Origin of the sequence: Peptoniphilus sp. BV3AC2 (genome assembly GCF_000478945.1) — a bacterium.
GTDB classification, from domain to species: Bacteria; Bacillota; Clostridia; order Tissierellales; family Peptoniphilaceae; genus Peptoniphilus_B; species Peptoniphilus_B duerdenii.
The window spans coordinates 20,682-39,600 of sequence record NZ_AWXD01000026.1 but is presented as its reverse complement, the minus strand read 5'-3'; the positions used below and the strand labels follow the sequence as shown (position 1 = coordinate 39,600).

19 protein-coding genes are annotated in these 18,919 nt (G+C 30.8%); all 19 read right to left on the bottom strand.

Features of this window, described 5'->3' with window-relative positions:
• Nucleotides 1–69: 69 nt before the first annotated feature.
• Nucleotides 70–891 carry an ABC transporter permease subunit gene (locus HMPREF1252_RS05815; protein WP_023059814.1) on the bottom strand — a complete coding sequence of 274 codons (822 nt, stop codon included), beginning with the start codon at nucleotides 889–891 and terminating at the stop codon, nucleotides 70–72.
• Entirely contained in the window at nucleotides 891–2,057 is a 1,167-nt protein-coding gene (locus HMPREF1252_RS05810; protein WP_023059777.1) for an ATP-binding cassette domain-containing protein, read from the bottom strand. The genes HMPREF1252_RS05815 and HMPREF1252_RS05810 overlap by 1 nt, the downstream gene beginning before the upstream one ends.
• Before the next feature lie 257 nt (nucleotides 2,058–2,314).
• The gene (alaS, locus tag HMPREF1252_RS05805) at nucleotides 2,315–4,939 is read right to left on the bottom strand and encodes an alanine--tRNA ligase (RefSeq protein ID WP_023059872.1); all 2,625 of its coding nucleotides are present in this window, start codon (nucleotides 4,937–4,939) and stop codon (nucleotides 2,315–2,317) included.
• A 41-nt stretch (nucleotides 4,940–4,980) separates the two neighbouring features.
• A complete protein-coding gene (locus HMPREF1252_RS05800) occupies nucleotides 4,981–6,228 on the bottom strand; it encodes an AI-2E family transporter (RefSeq protein WP_008902329.1) in 1,248 nt (415 codons plus the stop codon).
• A gap of 3 nt (nucleotides 6,229–6,231) precedes the next feature.
• Nucleotides 6,232–7,305, bottom strand: a complete 1,074-nt coding sequence (locus HMPREF1252_RS05795; RefSeq protein WP_023059897.1) for a cysteine desulfurase family protein — start codon at nucleotides 7,303–7,305, stop codon at nucleotides 6,232–6,234.
• On the bottom strand, nucleotides 7,302–7,697 hold the full coding sequence (locus HMPREF1252_RS05790; protein ID WP_023059876.1) for an Rrf2 family transcriptional regulator: 396 nt from the start codon (nucleotides 7,695–7,697) through the stop codon (nucleotides 7,302–7,304). The genes HMPREF1252_RS05795 and HMPREF1252_RS05790 overlap by 4 nt, the downstream gene beginning before the upstream one ends.
• A gap of 8 nt (nucleotides 7,698–7,705) precedes the next feature.
• Nucleotides 7,706–8,161: a Fe-S cluster assembly sulfur transfer protein SufU gene (gene sufU / locus HMPREF1252_RS05785; RefSeq protein ID WP_023059782.1), complete on the bottom strand. Its 456-nt coding sequence runs from the start codon at nucleotides 8,159–8,161 to the stop codon at nucleotides 7,706–7,708.
• A complete protein-coding gene (locus HMPREF1252_RS05780; protein WP_023059894.1) occupies nucleotides 8,151–9,380 on the bottom strand; it encodes an aminotransferase class V-fold PLP-dependent enzyme in 1,230 nt (409 codons plus the stop codon). The genes sufU and HMPREF1252_RS05780 overlap by 11 nt, the downstream gene beginning before the upstream one ends.
• A complete protein-coding gene (locus tag HMPREF1252_RS05775) occupies nucleotides 9,373–10,419 on the bottom strand; it encodes a SufD family Fe-S cluster assembly protein (protein ID WP_023059899.1) in 1,047 nt (348 codons plus the stop codon). The genes HMPREF1252_RS05780 and HMPREF1252_RS05775 overlap by 8 nt, the downstream gene beginning before the upstream one ends.
• A 9-nt stretch (nucleotides 10,420–10,428) precedes the next feature.
• Nucleotides 10,429–11,850: a Fe-S cluster assembly protein SufB gene (sufB, locus tag HMPREF1252_RS05770; protein WP_008902335.1), complete on the bottom strand. Its 1,422-nt coding sequence runs from the start codon at nucleotides 11,848–11,850 to the stop codon at nucleotides 10,429–10,431.
• The gene (sufC, locus tag HMPREF1252_RS05765; RefSeq protein ID WP_008902336.1) at nucleotides 11,843–12,598 is read right to left on the bottom strand and encodes a Fe-S cluster assembly ATPase SufC; all 756 of its coding nucleotides are present in this window, start codon (nucleotides 12,596–12,598) and stop codon (nucleotides 11,843–11,845) included. Before sufC ends, sufB begins: the two co-directional genes overlap by 8 nt.
• 109 nt (nucleotides 12,599–12,707) lie before the next feature.
• Complete coding sequence (locus HMPREF1252_RS10095) at nucleotides 12,708–13,151, bottom strand: hypothetical protein (protein WP_369756326.1); 444 nt, start codon at nucleotides 13,149–13,151, stop codon at nucleotides 12,708–12,710.
• A 253-nt stretch (nucleotides 13,152–13,404) separates the two neighbouring features.
• Nucleotides 13,405–14,268 carry a sensor histidine kinase KdpD gene (locus HMPREF1252_RS05755; RefSeq protein WP_023059874.1) on the bottom strand — a complete coding sequence of 288 codons (864 nt, stop codon included), beginning with the start codon at nucleotides 14,266–14,268 and terminating at the stop codon, nucleotides 13,405–13,407.
• On the bottom strand, nucleotides 14,265–15,068 hold the full coding sequence (locus HMPREF1252_RS05750; RefSeq protein ID WP_023059908.1) for an ABC transporter permease: 804 nt from the start codon (nucleotides 15,066–15,068) through the stop codon (nucleotides 14,265–14,267). Before HMPREF1252_RS05750 ends, HMPREF1252_RS05755 begins: the two co-directional genes overlap by 4 nt.
• Nucleotides 15,061–15,981 (bottom strand): ABC transporter ATP-binding protein, encoded by a 921-nt coding sequence (locus tag HMPREF1252_RS05745; RefSeq protein ID WP_023059884.1) that lies wholly within the window; start codon nucleotides 15,979–15,981, stop codon nucleotides 15,061–15,063. The genes HMPREF1252_RS05750 and HMPREF1252_RS05745 overlap by 8 nt, the downstream gene beginning before the upstream one ends.
• 68 nt (nucleotides 15,982–16,049) lie before the next feature.
• On the bottom strand, nucleotides 16,050–16,733 hold the full coding sequence (locus HMPREF1252_RS05740; RefSeq protein ID WP_023059802.1) for a response regulator transcription factor: 684 nt from the start codon (nucleotides 16,731–16,733) through the stop codon (nucleotides 16,050–16,052).
• 24 nt (nucleotides 16,734–16,757) lie between these two features.
• Entirely contained in the window at nucleotides 16,758–17,393 is a 636-nt protein-coding gene (gene thiE, locus HMPREF1252_RS05735; RefSeq protein WP_023059903.1) for a thiamine phosphate synthase, read from the bottom strand.
• Nucleotides 17,380–18,189, bottom strand: coding sequence for a hydroxyethylthiazole kinase (locus tag HMPREF1252_RS05730; protein WP_023059832.1), 810 nt, complete (start codon nucleotides 18,187–18,189; stop codon nucleotides 17,380–17,382). The genes thiE and HMPREF1252_RS05730 overlap by 14 nt, the downstream gene beginning before the upstream one ends.
• A complete protein-coding gene (thiW, locus tag HMPREF1252_RS05725; protein WP_008902344.1) occupies nucleotides 18,164–18,676 on the bottom strand; it encodes an energy coupling factor transporter S component ThiW in 513 nt (170 codons plus the stop codon). Before thiW ends, HMPREF1252_RS05730 begins: the two co-directional genes overlap by 26 nt.
• Nucleotides 18,677–18,919: the final 243 nt, after the last annotated feature.

The following is an 18,919-nucleotide window of genomic DNA, read 5'->3' as shown; positions in this document are numbered from 1 at the left end:
TCCTCCTAAATTTTTTAATATAAAAATCTTTACTCTAAAAAAGTTTGAGCTTTACTCAAACTTTTAATACTAAAATTTAAATTCCTTATTGCCATAGATAAGATATGTTAAAGCAATAGTAATTATAAATATTACTCCATTAATTGCTATTCCAATAATATCAAAACTATAACTTACTAATTTATAAGGGTTGAATACTTCAAAAGGTAATTTGCTTGCAACCATCTCATAAGTTCCGCCTAGAACCTTTCCGGTTGTTGCAAATAAAACAATTATAATTATAAATAGTACTGCAACAGTTTCTGAGTAACTAGCAGATCTAGTAAATGAAGAAATAAAGTATCCTATTCCCATAAATACTAATGATGATGCTAGCATTCCCAAATGAATTATTACTAAGTTAACTAAATAGTCGCTACTTTCAATGTCTGGATATTTAAGACCTATTACTTTAATAAATCCTAAACTAAGTACGCATAGTAGAATTAAGAATAAAAATAAAGTAACTAATCCTGAAAGTAATTTTGAACTTACTATTTCAGATCTGCTGATTGGATTAGAGTATAAATATTGGATTGATCCGTTTTCTTCTTCTTTTGCTAGACTTTTCGCGCCTAATTGAAATGCAAATATTCCAATAAGTACTGCTATATATTGAAATACGAATGCTAAGTAAGAAGAAATATTTGAGTAATCTAGTTCTTTGTCAAACCCAAGACCAGCAGCTAAATTGTCACTTAACCCGTTAATAAATGTGTCAAAAATAGATTTCATTCTGTCTTCAAGCATTAGTGGATAGAAAGCCATAAGAAGTCCAGTTAAGACTCCAATAACTAGTAACCAAGCTATCATCTTGCCAAATGTTGATTTAAATTCTTTTGAAAAAATCATTATTTATCCTCCTTGGTTTCCACGATTACTGTATCATCATTTTCTAATTGATTTTCAACTAAATGACTTACATTTACAAATGTATTTTCATCGAAGTTATTATTTTCTTTAATTAGAGCATTGTCTTCAGAGTTTTCTAAATCCGTAGTTTCAGTTTCTTTATTTTCTTCAGATGCAACTTCACTTGCATTAAATAAAATGGTGTCATCTGAATTATCTACTACTTCTGTATTTTCATTAGAAATAACTATTGTTTCGTCATTTGTAGGTTCAACTACAATTTGATCTACTTCATCATATTCTCTATTGGAAATATAATCTGTTTTATAATTATTATCTACAAACTTTGGAAGTGGTCCACCTTGAAGAGCTTTTACCTTGTCGTCTAGAGTTGAATCAAATATTGAGTAATTTCTTAGCTGTTTGTCGTTTATTATCTTAGTAAGCTCAATCATGGATCCATTGTAGTATAATTCGTGTAGCTCTAATTCATCTCTTATAACTCTAGCACCTATTTTTTCAAATTCTTTAATAGAATCTACCGGTCCTTTAATTACAAGTACCTTATCATTTGATATTCTGTCTTTAACAAACTCAATATCTTTTACTTCTCCATCTTTTAAAATAGCTACTCTATCAAAATAACTTTGTGCCATTGGAAGATCATCAGAAAGCATAAATACTGTTAAACCATATTCTTCTTTTAAATTTCTAAGATATGAGAATAATTTTATATTATCATCATTAGTTAAATCTTTCGTTGTATCATCTAGAACTATCAAACGTGGTTTAAAAAGCAAGGCATTAATTATAGAAAATAGTTTTTTTTCACGTTCAGTCATATTTGAGAACTTTTGTCTTTGATCAAAATCAAAATAATCTAATAGATTGTTTAACTCATCCTTATTGCTTAAATTATGTTGACTCAATGTTTTATTGAAAACGAATGATGCCTTTGTATTTTCTTCAAACATTACTTCAGAAGGTACATATGCTACACCTTCCTTTATAGTTTTAGAATCTTTGGTTACATCCATATCATATACAAGCACTTTGCCTTGACTAGGTTTTAAGAAATTAAAAATAATTCTTGCAAGTGTAGTCTTTCCCTTTTTTTCAGGAGCAAGTAGTGCGAAAAATTCTCCATCTAGGACTTCTAAATTCAATGAAGAAAAGATTACTTCTTTTCCAATTTTTTTTAGATAAGTCTTTTATTAAAATTGCACTCAAAATATTACCTCCCATACAATATTACTTTCATTATACAATATTTTTCACTTAAAACCAATACTTAGGCGGTTATAATAGATAACTTAGTAATAAATAATTAATAATTTTTAAAAATTTTTCTATATTTTATTTTAAAATTATTTGTAAAAAAATAACCAGAGATTGTCTCTGGTTAAATTAAAATATAAAATTTTTATTCTGTTAAAAGTTTCTTTGCGAAGTTCAATGCTTCGTCTACTTTAGTTAAATCGCTAGCACCTGCGGTTGCCATAGTTGGTCTTCCACCACCAGATCCACCACATATCTTTGCAACTTCTCTTACGATACTACCCGCATTATATTTCTTTGAAATTTCATTTGATGCTGCAGCTACAAAGTTTAATTTACCTTCGTTTACAGTTGAGAATACTACTACAGCAGATCCAAGTTTATCCTTTACAGTGTCAGCTAAATCTCTAAGTGTTGAAACATCCATATTTTCAAACTTATAAACTAAGCCAAATCCACCATCAATTTCAAACTTAGTATCAAGAACATTATCAATTTCTGATTTTGCCTTGTCCTTCTTAATAATTTCTATTTCTTTTTGAGCTTCTTTAAGTTCGTTTTGAGTAGTTTCTATTTTGTGTTCAATTTCACTCTTGTTTGCTTTTACAAGTTTTGAAATTCTATCTATTTGTTCTAGATTTTCATTTAAATACTTATAAACTGCAGGTCCTGTGATACATTCAACACGTCTAACTCCAGAACTAATTCCACCTTCTTGTAAAATTTTGAACATTCCTATTTCAGAAGTATTCTTTACGTGAGTTCCTCCGCAAAGCTCTATTGAGAAGTCACCCATCTTAACTACCCTAACAATATCTCCATATTTTTCTTCAAAAAGACCAACAGCTCCAAGTTCTGCAGCTTCTTTTGGATTTGTAATTATTGTTTCAACAGGTAGAGCTCTAAATATTTCTTTATTTACAATTTCTTCAATCTTTTTTAAATCTTCTTGTGATATTGCTTCAAAATGAGTGAAGTCAAATCTCATGTAGTCGTCTCTTACAAGTGATCCTGCTTGATTTACATGATTTCCTAAAACTTCTTTTAGAGCCTTGTGAAGTAAATGTGTTACGGAGTGATTTCTTCTAATATTGTTTCTTCTTTTTACATCTATTTCAGTGTGAACATCTGAACCAACTTTTGCTATTCCAGCTGTAACATCACCAATCATTAGAACTATTCCCTTAGAAGTTTTCTTAGTATCTATAATATCTATTTCAAAATTATCTGAAGTTACAGTTCCAATATCTCCTACTTGTCCTCCACCTTCTCCATAGAAAGGTGTCTTATCAAGTACAAATATTGCTCTTTGCCCTTCACAGGCACTATCAACTACTTCTCCATTAAGAACAATTCTAACTATTTTAGAGTCACTTTCATCATCACTATAACCAGTGAATTCAGTATTTAAGTCTTCATAATAATGTTCAGATTCCTTTGAAGTCCAGCCAATTTGGTCATGATCGCGAGATTCTCTAGCGCGTCTTCTTTGTTCTTCCATATTTTCATCGAAGCCTTTTCTATCTACTTCGTATCCAGAATCTTCAAGTATTTCTATAGTTAAGTCTATAGGAAATCCGTATGTGTCATAGAGTTTAAAAGCTTTATCTCCTGGAAGAACTTTTATATTCTCTTTATCAAGTTCTTCTAGATAAGAATTCAATATATTCATTCCTTGATCAATAGTTTCTAGGAATTTTTCTTCTTCAATTCTTATAACTTCTTTTATCTTTTCTCTATTTTCTTTTAGATCATCATATTCAACTGACCATGAGTCTATGATTAAATCAGCAATTTCTGATAGGAATGCTCTCTTTATGCCAAGAAGTCTACCATGTCTTGCAGCACGTCTTATAAGTCTTCTAAGAACGTATCCCCTTCCTTCATTAGAAGGTCTAACTGTATCAGAAATCATGAAAGTCATTGCTCTTGCATGGTCTGTAATAACTCTTACAGATATATCTTTCTTATTATCTGTTTTGTACTTATAATTAGAAAGTTCTTCTATCTTTTCTATAATGTTTTTAATTGCATCTATTTCAAAAATATTATTTGTATTTTGAAGTACTGTTGCAATTCTTTCAAGACCCATACCTGTATCTATGTTTGGATGTGCAAGTGGATGATAAGCTCCAGCTTCATCTTTATCAAATTGTGTAAATACAAGATTCCAAACTTCGATAAACCTATCGCATTCACATCCTGGTTTACAATCTGGATCTCCGCATCCATATTCTTCGCCTCTATCTACATAGATTTCAGAACAAGGACCAGATGGACCAACCTCAAGTTCCCAGAAATTGTCTTCTTTGCCCATCTTTACAATTCTCTCTTCTGGTATATGGATTTCATCTCTCCAAATTTTATAAGCTTCTTCATCTTCATAAAATACAGTAACCCATAATTTATCTTTAGGAAGCTCTAAATGTTCAGTTAAAAATTCCCAAGCCCAAGAGATAGCTTCATGCTTAAAGTAATCACCGAATGAGAAGTTACCTAGCATTTCAAAAAAAGTTGCATGTCTGTCAGTAAGTCCGACATTTTCGATATCTCCAGTTCTAATGCATTTTTGACATGTTGATACTCTCTTGCTAGGCGGAGTAAGTTCGCCTGTAAAATATTTTTTCATTGGGGCCATACCAGCACCAATTAACAATAAAGATTTGTCTTGTTTTGGAATAAGTGGAAAACTTTTTAAAATTAAATGATCTTTTGATTTAAAAAATTCTAAAAATTCTTTTCTTATTTCGTGAAGTCCTAAATTTTTCATATACACCTCTTACTTATTAAAACCTCCCCTTAGGGAGGCTATTATATATTAATTTGAGCTTTCTTTTCGTTATATTTCAACTTAAAGAACTCTATTAAAATCATCATTATAGAAACGACTGGAACACCTAAAATCATTCCAAGTACTCCAAACATTCCACCACCTATAATTATCGATAATAAAATTACAAGTGGGTTTAGTCCAACTCTATCGCCCAAAAGCTTAGGAGCTAGAATATTATTTTCTGCCCATTGAATAGCTAAGAATATAATTCCCGCCCATACTGCTTTCATAGGAGACTCTATAAGTGCAAAAAGTATTGCAGGTACGAACCCTAAGAATGGACCTATATATGGAATTATATCAGCTACACATGTGATAAGACCAATTATAACGGCGAAATCTACACCTATTATAAGTAGTGCGATCATAGTAAGTATACCAACGAATACCGCCATTAAAAGTCTACCCTTAACAAACCCGAGAAGAGCTTCATTTACTCTGACAGATACGAAAAGTACATCCCTTTTATATTTTTCTGGAATCAATTCAACTACTTTTGATTTGATCTTATCTTTATCAACCACGAAGTAGTATGAAAAAACCAAAACTATAAAAAGTTTTACAAATGAATATAGTACTGTTGATATACCCGTAGCAATATTTTTTAAGTTTGAAATCATAAGATCTTGAGATTTCTTAAGTATTTCTAAAAATTTATCTCCAAATGTTTCTACCAAATTCATATCACTAGGATTAAATCCTGTGAACATCTTGCCTTCAAATATTTTCGCAAGTGATTTTGAAATCTCTTCTGCCTTTATAGAAAGTATATCAAGAGTGGCAGGAGCTTGTGCTACAAGTTTTGTAAGTTCCTGTACAGTCTTTGGTATTACTGTAGCTATAAGTACTGTAAGAATTAATAAAAATGCGAAGTATACAATAATTACTCCATATCCTCTTTTGATTCCTTTTCCTTCTAACTTTGTCACCAATGGATTTATTATAAATGCAAGAATCATCGCGATAAAAATAGAGAAAAATGTATCTTTTAAGATTTTATATTTATTAAAAATCATAAGTACTATAAATAAACATATAAATCCAACCAATGTTTTGATAAGTAAAAGTATGTCTATGTTTATTCTTTTGTTTCTCTCAATATATTTATTTCCTATATTTATTAGATAATAGATAAGTAAAAATATTAAAGTAGCTAAAAGAACGAGTACAGTATTTGATAAGAATTTAGGTGTTATTAAAGATTTTGCTATTTCGATTTTATTCATAGCTCACCTCAGTGCTCGAATTAATGTATCTATTTCTTCCTTTGTATTTTCTATGTCTAGACTAATTCTTATTGAAGAGTTTGCTTCTTCTTCACTAAGCCCAATAGCTGTCAAAACATGGGAAGGGCTCATTGCTCCAGCGGTACAAGCAGAACCTGCACTTGCCATTATTCCTTCCATATCTAATCTTAGAAGTGTAATCTCTGAGCTATTTTTTGAAATGAAATTTACATTACAATCCAGTCTATTTTTAAGCGAGCCATTAATTTTTATGCCCATTTCATTCAAATTTTTTATTAAGTAATCCCTTAGTTCTTTGACATAATTATTATGTTCTCTATTATAGTGAATTTTCATGGCTTTTTCAAGACCAACTATTAGAGCAACACTTTCGGTACCAGGGCGTTTACCCCTTTCTTGTGCTCCACCAAATAGAATATTATTTATTTTTGTTCCTTCTTTTACATAAAGTATGCCTATACCCTTTGGTCCATTGAATTTATGTGCAGTTATTGATGCTAAATCACAGTCTTTAAAATCTATTGGAGTTTTAAACATTGCAGCAACAGCATCAGTATGAAATAATATCCCGTTATCTCTTGCTAGCTTACCAATGGACTTTATATCGTTTATAATACCGATTTCATTGTTCGCAGTCATAAGAGATATTAGTTTTGTATTTTCTTTTATGGCTGATTTGATACTATCTAGCTTTATGCTTCCATCTCTTTCTGGTTTTAAATATGTTACTTCTACTCCTATACCTTCTAGATAGTTTGCTGTGTGTAAAATCGCATGATGCTCTATCATAGAGGTTATAAGATGATCACCTTTTTTAAGTGTTCCAATTAAAGCCCAGTTATCTGATTCTGTTCCTCCAGAAGTAAAAAATATTTCCTTAGGATTTACATTTAGCATATTAGCAATGCTAAGTCTCTTCTCTTCTATTATCCCTTTTGATTTCTGTCCTAGGGAATAAATGGATGATGGATTCCCATAATATTTATACGAATCCATCATTGCATCTAGTACATCTTTATTCATTTTTGTTGTCGCTTGATGATCAAAATATATCATTTTCTCATATCCTCAAGGGTCATTGAATCAAGCACATTTTCAATTTTAAATTGAACTACATCTAATATGTCTCTAGTTGGACATTCTTCTGATTTTGGACAAACCACATCTTTTTGGCAACAGGAAAGTTCCATATTACCCTCCAAAGCTTCTATAATCTCACCAATTTTTATTTCTTTAGGATCTTTTGCTAAACTGTATCCACCATTTACACCTCTAGTAGATTTAATAAGTTTTGCTTTTCTTAAAAGTGAGAAAAGTTGTTCCAAGTATGATTCAGATAAGTTTTCTTTCATAGCAATATTACTTATGGATTGAGGTCCATCTCCATAGCTTTCCATAAGTCTATACATTGCCATAAGTCCGTATCTTCCCTTTGTTGATAGTTTCATATCTACACCTAGTGAACTGTAAAAGAGCCTTGTGATTTGCCTTCTTCTAAAATATTTTTAATTGTATACCATGGAAGAACAGCACATTTTACTCTTGCTGGTAAGTTTTTGATACTTTCAAATGCTATTGCATCTCCAAGTTCATCTTTTTCATCTTCCGTAAGCTCTTTTCCTTTTATCATTTCTATAAAATCATTAGCAAGTTTTATAGTTTCTTCTTTTTCTAAACCTTTAATAGTATCTACCATTATTGAAGTTGAGGCTTGTGAAATTGCACATCCCACCCCTGTATAAGATACATCCTTTATCTTGTCACCATCCATTAGTACATAGAGAGTGATTTCATCTCCACAACTTGGATTGTGTCCTAATTCTTTGTAAGTAGGATTTTCTATTTCTCTTCTATTCTTTTTATTTCTAGATTGTTCTAGAATTAATTCTGTATATATATCATTAAGATTCAATTCCCATCACCTCTTTTACATATTCCAAAGATTCTACAAACTTGTCAACTTCTTCAAAGGTATTGTAAAAAGCAAAGGATGCTCTACAAGAAAAGTTACATCCTAGCTTTCTGTGAAGAGGTTGGGCGCAGTGGTGTCCAGATCTTATCGCAACTCCCTTAGTATCAACTATTGATGCGACATCATGGGGATGTGCATCTTTAAAATTAAATGAAATTACAGGACTTCTATGTTCGTTTGAAGTTGTATAAACATCTATATAGTTTAATTTTTTAAGTTTTTCATAGCAGTAGTTGGTTAGATTTTTTTCGTGTTCAAAGATTTTGTCAAATCCAATATTTTCTAAATATTCTATTGCGTACCTAAGAGATACTGCACCACCTACATTTTGAGTTCCTGCTTCAAATCTTTGAGGACTCATTAAGTAGGTACTCTTATCTTCATACACGTATTCGATCATATCTCCACCGTACATAAAAGGTTTAAGAGAATTTAAAAAATCTCTCTTCCCATATAAAACTCCAATACCCATCGGGCTTACCATTTTATGTCCTGAAAATACTAGAGCATCACAGTCAAGATCTTTTACATTTATCTTTTGATGTGGTAGGTATTGAGCTGCATCTACGAATATCTTGACATCTTTATAGTTTTCTCTAATATATGAAATCATTCGTGGAAGATCTGGCATAGTTCCTACGACGTTTGATGCCGCTGTTATAGAAAATATCTTAGTATTTTCATTAATCTTGCTAGTAAATTCTTCCCAAGGTATTTGCATATCATCATCTAAATAGAGATGATTAAGTTTTGCATTCTTTCTCTTAGCCACTTCTTGCCAAGTTACATGGTTTGAATGGTGTTCCATTATTGAGATTAGAATTTCGTCTCCTTCTTTTATCTCTTCCATTCCATAACTATAAGCTAGCAGATTAAGTCCTTCTGTAGCATTCCTAACGAATACTACTTCATCACTTTCAGCTCCTAAGAATTTAGCAATATATTCTCTTGCACCTTCATACGCTTCTGTTGATACCATCGCCAAGTAATGGGCGCCTCTATGTGGATTTCCATTTTCAAATTTATAATAATTTTCTAATGCATCTATAACTTGAATAGGTTTCTGAGTTGTAGCTCCATTGTCTAAATATATGATGTTTTTATCCATGGTTAAATAAGGGAAATCTTCCCTTATTTTTAAAACTTCTTCTCTATTCATGTAAATCCTTTCCTGAATACACAAGTACTCTATTCCATATTTCTTCTTTTAGTTTTTCATCTTCAAGTTCATCTATTGCACTTGCAAACTTGGATTCTATTATTAACTTTTCTGCTTCTGCCATAGAAAATCCACGGCTCATTATATAAAATAGAATATTTTCATCTATTCTACCCGCAGAAGCTGCGTGGTTTCCAAGAACATCATCTTCATGGCATAGAAGAAGTGGAACAGATATACTTTTTACAGTACTATCTAATAGCATACAGAATTCTTCTTCATTACCGACGCTTCCTGTACTTCCTTCTAAGAAGTCTAGATTTGATTTAAACACTTTTCTAGCGTTATCTTTTAAGGCTCCATTAATAATGATATTTGAAGTGCTTTGTTTTCCTTTGTGAATAATATTGTAAATTAAATCAATTTCATGGTCATTATATCCAAAATAAATTGAATTTACTTCTGCGTGGGAAGCTTCTCCAATTAGATTTGCCTTATAATTTGATATAAGTTTAGAAGAACCTACTTCGTATTGATTTACAAATATATTTGCACCTTCTTCTGCATGAACAAGGATAGATTCCAAAACCGTTGATTCTTCTCCTTCTCTTTGTATTATAAATACATTTGTCTTTGAATTTTCATGACCTAGAATTCTTATTATTGAATTTCTAAATTTATCTTTATGACCTTTTGATGCATAGTCTATAATTATTGATTGACTTTCACCTTTTTCTGTAACTATATCAATTGTATCGAAAAGTTCTGTGTGTAGGTCATCTGTTTCTAGTCTTACTATTTCTTTATTATTATCTTTTGAATTTAAATATCTATAGTAATTTCCAAACTCTTCATTTATTTCAAGAGCTTCTTTGGATACTCCATATTCATCATCTTTAAATTCATTTATTTCTACGAATTTATCTGATGGTAAGCTGAAGTCTTGGGTGAATATAGCCGGAATTTTTACTGTAGTCTCATTTACTTTTAAATAATCAAAAGTCTTAAATTTTAATTCATTTGCTTGTATTGTTGACATATTTCCCCCTTAACCTATAGCGCCTTCAAGTTCGAGATTTATAAGATTGTTCATTTCAACCGCATATTCCATAGGTAATTCCTTTGCGACTGGATCAGCAAAACCACGAACAACCATTGCTCTTGCTTCTCCTTCAGGAATACCTCTACTCATCAAGTAGAAGATTACTTCGTCAGAAATTCTACCTATTTTAGCTTCGTGACCGAAGTCAACATCTTTATTTCTGATGTCTATTACCGGAATTGTGTCTGATCTACTTTCAGGATCTAGCATTAAGGATTCACAACTTACTGAAGATTTTGAATGGTGTGCATTTTCTGTAATCTTTACAAGACCTCTGTATACCCCGATTCCTCCACTCTTAGAAATTGATTTTGAATCAACTGTACTAGTTGTATATGGAGCCGCATGAATTACTTGTGCTCCTGTATCTATATTTTGATCAGTACCTGCAAATGAGATACCAGTATATTCAGATGATGCATGTTCTCCTAGTAGAACTGAGCATGGGTATAGCATAGAAACTTTTGAACCGAAAGATCCACTTATCCATTGAATAAGTCCATTCTTTTCAACATGTGCTCTCTTAGTATTTAAGTTGTACATATTTCTAGACCAGTTTTCAATAGTTGAATATCTAAGGGTTGAGTTTTCTCCAACGAATAGTTCAACCGCACCTGCGTGTATATTTAGCACATTGTACTTAGGTGCAGAACATCCTTCAATGAAGTGGCAATACGCATCGTCTTCAATGATTATTAAAGTGTGTTCAAATTGTCCTGCTCCAGGAGCATTGAGTCTGAAATATGATTGTAGAGGTACATCAACCTTTACTCCCTTTGGAACGTAAACGAATGATCCACCACTCCATACTGCGTAATGAAGTGCAGCATACTTGTGAAGAGTTGGATTTATACATTTACCAAAATATTTTCTAACAATATTTGGATACTCTTTAACCGCTGAATCAAAGTCTGTGTATATAACTCCTTGATCAAGTAGGTACTTTTGAATATTGTGGTATACAACTTCTGAGTCATATTGAGCTCCAACACCAGATAGAAGTGCGTCTTTTTCAGCTTCAGGTATACCAAGTTTATCAAAAGTGTCACGAATATCGTCTGGAACATTCTTCCAATCATCAGTCATATCTGCATTTGGACGAATGTAGGTAGTTACCTTGTCCATATCTACTTCCGAAAGATCTGGACCCCATACAGGATTTTCCTTTTCATAGAAAATTTTAAGAGCTTCTAATCTTATTTCAAGCATCCAGTCAGGTTCATTTTTTTCGTATGAAATTTGTCTTACTATTTCTTCAGATAGCCCAGTTTCAGTTTTGGATCTATATTCGAATTTATTTTTAATATCATAAATCCCCCTATCCATATCATCGATTTGGGTCTTCTTTCTTTCCATTTTATCAGTCATTTTTCACCTTATTTCTAATCCAGCCAAAACCTTCTGATTCTATTCTATCTACGATTTCTTCTCCACCTTCAAGAGCCATCTCTCCATCTACAATTACATGCACTTTGTCAGGAGCAATTGATCTTATTAGTTCTCTATGGTGAGTAATAATAATAACCGCATTGTCTTTGTTTCTATATCTGTTTATTCCTTCAGCCACTATTCTTGTTGCGTCTACGTCAAGTCCTGAATCTGTTTCATCTAGTATTGCAAGCTTAGGATTTAGCATTAGAAGTTGAAGAATTTCATTCTTCTTCTTTTCTCCACCAGAAAATCCTACGTTTAGATATCTATCTCCATAGGATTTATCCATGCTAAGTTTATCCATTTCTTCATGAAGTTTCTTTCTAAATTTTATAAATGAAATATTTTCATCTGTCTTTTGTTGAAGAGCCGTTCTTATGAAATTTTCAGTTGAAATTCCATTTACTTCCATAGGTATTTGGAAACTCATAAAGATTCCAGCCCTTGCTCTTTTATCTGTTGAAAGTTCAGTTATATCTTCTCCTTCAAAGAAGATTTTTCCGTTTTCTATAATATATCTTGGATTTCCCATAATAGTATTTGAAAGAGTAGTCTTTCCAGAACCGTTAGGTCCCATTAACACATGGACTTCTCCAGGATTAATTGAAATGTTAATGTTTTTTAATATTTGTTTATCTTCAGTTCCTGCTGAAAGATTTTCAACTTTTAATAATTCTTTATTCATAGTTCCTCCTTAATTCCCACAATTTTACTATGATTTCTTTATAATTATACCATTAAAATCGAATAAATAAACAAAAATCAAGAAATTTACACAAAAAAAGCAGGAAAATTTATTTCCCGCGTGTTAAAACTAAATTAATTAATTTATAAACCAAATAAACTAGAGCCATTACAACCGCCGTTATTAACATAAGAGTCATAATATAGTTAGGCGCATATTTGTAAATTATTTCCAAAGGACTTCCGTGACTTGGTTCATTTATATAGAAAAAGTTAGCGTCAAATCTTGAATTTAAATATTTGATTACCGGTAATATTACAATTATAAATATTAAAGGGTACTTAATATCTAAAAATTTAGGTTTATATTCTCCGTTCAAAATCATATATATAGGAATAAATACGAGTATTGCATGAATTATCCAAGAAATCATCGATACATAGGAATATTTATTTAATAGTCCCCAATCTGGGAATATCAATGCAAGTATCGCTCCTGTCATAAATAGATAGAATAGGCAGCTTTTTATAAACTTACTATCTACAAATACCAAATCCAACACTAAAAAGTACGTTCCCCATATACAAAGATGAAAAGGAAGATAGGATACCATGTAATACTCAGTATTATAAACTAAGGCTAACCTAATAAGTTCTAGTGTTATAGGGACCACATGTAAAATTACCTTAAACTTTTTATTCCTTAAATAAGGCTTATAAAAAAGTACTCCTGCTAATATAATTACAAATAGCATTACAAAGTGAAATGTTGTATAAAATTTAAATCCATAAGGTTTATAACTTAAATCATAGAAGTTTCTTAAAATCGATTTCAATAGTAAATATTTTCTCCTGTACATATATTTTTGAGCTGATATTCATGCTGTCAAGCCTTGTCTTTACTATATAAAGTCCAAGTCCTGTTGAATTTTGCCTAGAAGGATCCAAAACATATGATTTTTCAAAAAGTCTATCATAGTTTCCATCTTCTAAATCTGTAAGATTTTTAAAATAGAGTTTTCCATCTCTGTAAATAATCTTATTTTTACCCAAAGAATATTTTAACATATTGGATAGAATATTGGATACTACTTGTCTAAAAATATTTTCATCTATCTCTAATTCCAACTTATTATTTAAATCAACTTCTGTAGAATCGAATTTTTTTGTAAAATCGTCATAATATTCTAGTACACATTCGTTGGTAATGGATATAACATCATTTAATTCAATATTTAAATGGCTTCCCATCTCTGCGAGGGAAGCTTCATAGAACATATCTATCATATTTTTTAGATAAAGTGATTTATTCTTTATTATATCCAAATATGATATTTCTTTCTCATTTAAATTTTCTTTTTCAAGAAGTTTTATATATCCAAGTATAGATGTGAGCGGAGTTCTAAGATCATGACTCATATCTGCTAAATTTTCTTTGTGAAAATCATCTAGGTTTCTTAACTGAACCCTTTGATCTTTATTTTTCAAAAGCAGTTCTTCAAGTCTACTCGCCACTTCATTTAGTTCTACTCCATAATCACTCTTCATCTTACTTGTGGAGTTGATCATAGTCCTTATATTAAAATCTTTTTTAAATCTTTTTCTTTCTCCTATTAATTTATAATTTAAATGGAGAGAAATCAAAAGTAAGACTGTGATTAAATAGATCATATTCCCTCAACTTTTCTCTTAGAAAATAATGTAATTCCGATTCCTAATAACACCAAAATATAAACTGTACAGATAATATATACTGATGGTATTGCAGCCATTTCTCTACCAAAAAGACTCGTAGTTTCTTTAAAATCAAATACTAGTGGAAGTTTATCCATAAGTTTATTTGGAATGTAGTTTGAAATCAAATGTAAATTTTTGATTCTAGTTATTTTTTCCATAAATAGTAATATCTCATCTATAGGTCCAAGTAAAATAATGTAGGTAATAAGAGATATTACTTCATTTTTAAATACAAATATTAGTAATAAATATAGCGATATCAATGAAAGTATAGGAATAAATTCTATAGAAATTACTTTTAAAATATTTTCTAAAATATTTAAACAATCATTAAAACTATATCCCATGGTCATTGGAATAATTGATATAACTATCGCCATCGCAATTGAATAAATAATTCCTATTATTACTATACTTATGAATTTAGATAAATATATACTTACAGGTCTTATTCCTGATTCCAATGCCTTCTCCATACCATGCTCATTTATCTCTTTGTTTATGCTAGCATATATAGGAATTATTAGTATGAATGGAATCAATGCTTGAAGTGCCTCACCAATTATCATTATAAAATCACTATTTATGGGTTTAGTGGTTGTCCATTCTACATTTCCGCCTCTATATCCAATTACAAAGTTTATTAATATAAATGCCGGTATCAAAAATAAACTTATAAGTGCACTTTTTGATTTTCTAATTCTAAAAAATTCAGCTTTTAAATATCTACTCATTTTGTCCTCCCATTAGATCTACATAGTATTCTTCAAGGCTTTCTTCCTTCTTTGTACTACTCTTTAAATAAATTTCTTTAGATGCTAGTATCTTTTGAATTTCTTTTAAATTTACATCTTCATATATATTTACTATGTTATTTTCAAATACTTTGTAATCTTTTAGTACATTATTTTCTTCAAGGGTAGCTATTCCTTCTTCTAAATCTTCTGGATAAAATTCGAGAACAGTATAGTTTTCACCTTTTTGCTTTAGATCTTCTGCAGAAATTTCTTCTAAAATTTCTCCGTTCTTTATAAATCCATACCTGGTTGCAATCATGTCAAGTTCTGATAGGATATGTGAACTTATTATAATAGCAGCTTCATTTTCTTTTGCATATTTCTTTAAATAGTTTCTAAGTTCTAAGATTCCATCAGGATCAAGTCCATTTACAGGCTCATCGAGCACAAGTATCTTAGGTCTATTTAAAAGTGCAGCCACAAGTTGAACTCTCTGTTTCATCCCTGTAGAATAGGATTTAAATTTTCTCTTCTTAAATGAATCTATTTTGAAGAATTTAAACAGCTCTTCCACATATTTGTCTTTGATATTTAGACCTCTTAGTTTAGCAATATAGACTAAATTGTCATATCCACTTAAGTATGAGTACATTGAGTTCATGTCGATCATAAATCCCATTTCATCGAGACCAATCTTTCTAGACACATCTCCTTCTCTACCAAAGGTTTCAATGTAGCCCGAACTAGGATTTTCATGGTTTGCGATTAATTTTAAAAGTGTGGTTTTACCAGCGCCATTTGGTCCAACTAAACCGTAAATATCACCAGCATTAATAGAGATATTTATATCTTTTAGTTTGAACTTTTTATAATCTTTGGTTAAATTAATGGTTTTTAATAATTCTTTCATTTCTTCCTCCTTGATTATTATTATATTTGGTCTTCCTTAAATATCTCTAAATACTTTCTAAAGAATTTCTAAAGAATTAAATCTTTATTTAATCTATAACCTATTCCCCAAAGTGTTTCTATATATTCTTCTTTAGTTTTGTTCTTAATCTTTCTTCTGATATTTGAAATATGAGCATTTATAATATCTTCATCTGCAGCAAAATAGTCTTCCCATACCGCTTCGTAAATATTTTTCTTTGTAAATATCCTCTTAGGATTTTCTAGAAAAAGTTTGAGAATCTTACTTTCAACCATTGTAAGCTTCAGAGGTTCATTGTATAGATAGAAGCATTCTTCTTCGTAATTATATTTTAGATCTTTTACTTCAAGTTTTTTTATTTCTTTTGTAAAGTCTCTATATCTCCTGATATTTGCCTCTACTCTTGCAAGGACATCGTCAAAATCAAATGGCTTCGTTATGAAATCATCTGCTCCATCTTTAAGCACTCCTATTCTCGTTTCCTTATCTATCTTCGCTGAAAGTACGATGATAGGGATTGACATTTTTCTTTCTCTAACTTCTTTTATAAAATCTTCCCCTGACATAAATGGCATCATAAGATCTAGTAGTATTAAATCAAATTCAGAAATCTCCATTAGCAAAGCTTCTCTTGCCGTGAAACATTGAGTTATTTCATAGCCTTCTTCACTTAGCAACTCTTTTAAAAGGTTGTTAATATCTATATCATCTTCAACAATCATTATTTTCATAATTTCACCTACTAAAAATCCCAGTTAACACTGGGATCTTATACATTTTATTTTTTGTTTTAATTCTTGTACTGCAATATCAGCGTCACTTCTTTGCATTATAGCTCGAACTACGCAAACTCCAGATATATCAAGACCATTTAAAATTTCAATATTGTCTTTATTTAGTCCTCCGATTGCAAATACATCTATATCTACATTTTTAGAAATATCATCCAATGTATCTATGGAGGTTAATTTAGTTATAACTTTTGTCTTCGTTGGTCTTATAGCACCGACCCCAAGATAGTTTGCCCCATCTTTTTCACACTCTTTTGCAACTTCTACAGATTTTGCAGATGAACCTATAATTGCATCTTTTCCTAAAATCCTTCTAGCGATTGTGACAGGAATATCTGAGTTTCCCAAATGAACGCCAACACCTAAGGCATAAGCAATATCCACCCTGTCATCTATAATTAGTGGAATATTAAATTTATCTGTAATCTCTTTTACAGCTTCACCGAGTCTCATAATTTCTCTTGCAGTCTTATCTTTTTCTCTAATCTGAACTATATCTACTCCAGATTTGCAAGCTTTATAAACTCTATTTAGATATTCTTCTTCATCTAAATTTGTAGAATCTGTAACTAAGTAAAGTGCATCTTTAAATTTTCTCATACTCAAGCCTCATTTTATCTTTAACCGTTTCATAATCCAAATTATAAAACACGCTTTGCATATTAATAAATCTCTCGATAGGTGATGAGCCTTTAGATATTTCTCCTGATATGTCGAATAGTAAAACCGAAATTATAGCGGCATTTAGAGGATCTAGTTCTGTTAGATACGCTCCAATTATTGAATTTAAAATACATCCTGTAGCTACAATCTGAGGCATAAAATCACTGCCATTAGAAATAGTTACTACATCTTCTCCGTTTGAGATTATGTCTACTTCTCCAGTTGCTAATACTACTGAATTTAATTTTTTAGAAAGTTCTTTTACAACACTTTTTTTATAAAAAATATCATTTGAATCATTTTCTAATTCATCTATGCCGATGGTTTTATATCCTTTGTATAGACTCTCTATCTCTGTAAAATTGCCCTTTATAACTTCTGGAATCTTTATTTTAAATAATTCATTTAAAATATTTCTTCTAAAATCTGAAATTCCAACTCCAACTATGTCTAATGAGACGGGTTTATTGTTTTGTTTTGCAGATTCAAGAGCAGATTTTTGAGATTCAAACCTAGTCTTATTTATATTTGCAAGCGAAATAGTAAGCGAATCAGCATTTTTTGTTACTTCTTCTACTTCTTCTATTGCGTCAGCGCATATTATTCTAGCACCTGTCGCCAAAGTGAAGTTACAAATTTCAAATACACCGATCTTACTTACTATTGAATGTACAAGTTTTTTGTCTTTTTTTAAATTTTTTCTTATCTCAAATAGTTCTTTTAGATTTTTCATAATCCATCACTCCAAGTTTTCTTTGGATAGTATATAGTGATCCATTTCTTTTTAAAACTTGAAGAAAAATAAATGCTACTGTTGAGCCCATAGTGGTTGCAATTAAAAATGATGGCACATAGAACATCCATGTAAGTCCAGTCTTGCCCCATAGTAGTGACATAACTGGATATGAAACTATTGCTCCGATAATACCGGTACCTATAATTTCTCCTAAGCAACCATAAAATATTGAACCTTTAGATGCTTTGTAAAAAATTCCGCTAAGTACTGCTCCGAATACTTGTCCAGTTATAGCAAGTGGTGGTATTGACATAAGTGTCATCCTTAAAAATGCAATTATACATGCATTTAAAAGTGAATACCAAGGTCCTAAAAACACTGAACAAACAATGTTAACAAAATGTGCTGTTGGACAGAATCCTTCTATCCTAAGTATTGGAGATATAACTACTCCAATAGCAACCATCATGGCCAATGTGACCATCCTCAATAAATGTTTTTCTCTCAATTTTTTCTCCTATTAACGGTAAGGACTAAGTAGTCCACTCTCACCTTGTTATACAAGTTCCCTCGCGAGTATTGAAGTGAAAGGCGCTCCCCTCCCACTTGAGAAATATCCATTTCAATAGTAGTACATTTATAAATTTTTATCAAGGAAAAATTTTATTATTTCTATAAAATGTCTGGTATTTAAATATAAATTTTATTATAATTTTATATTTCAAAA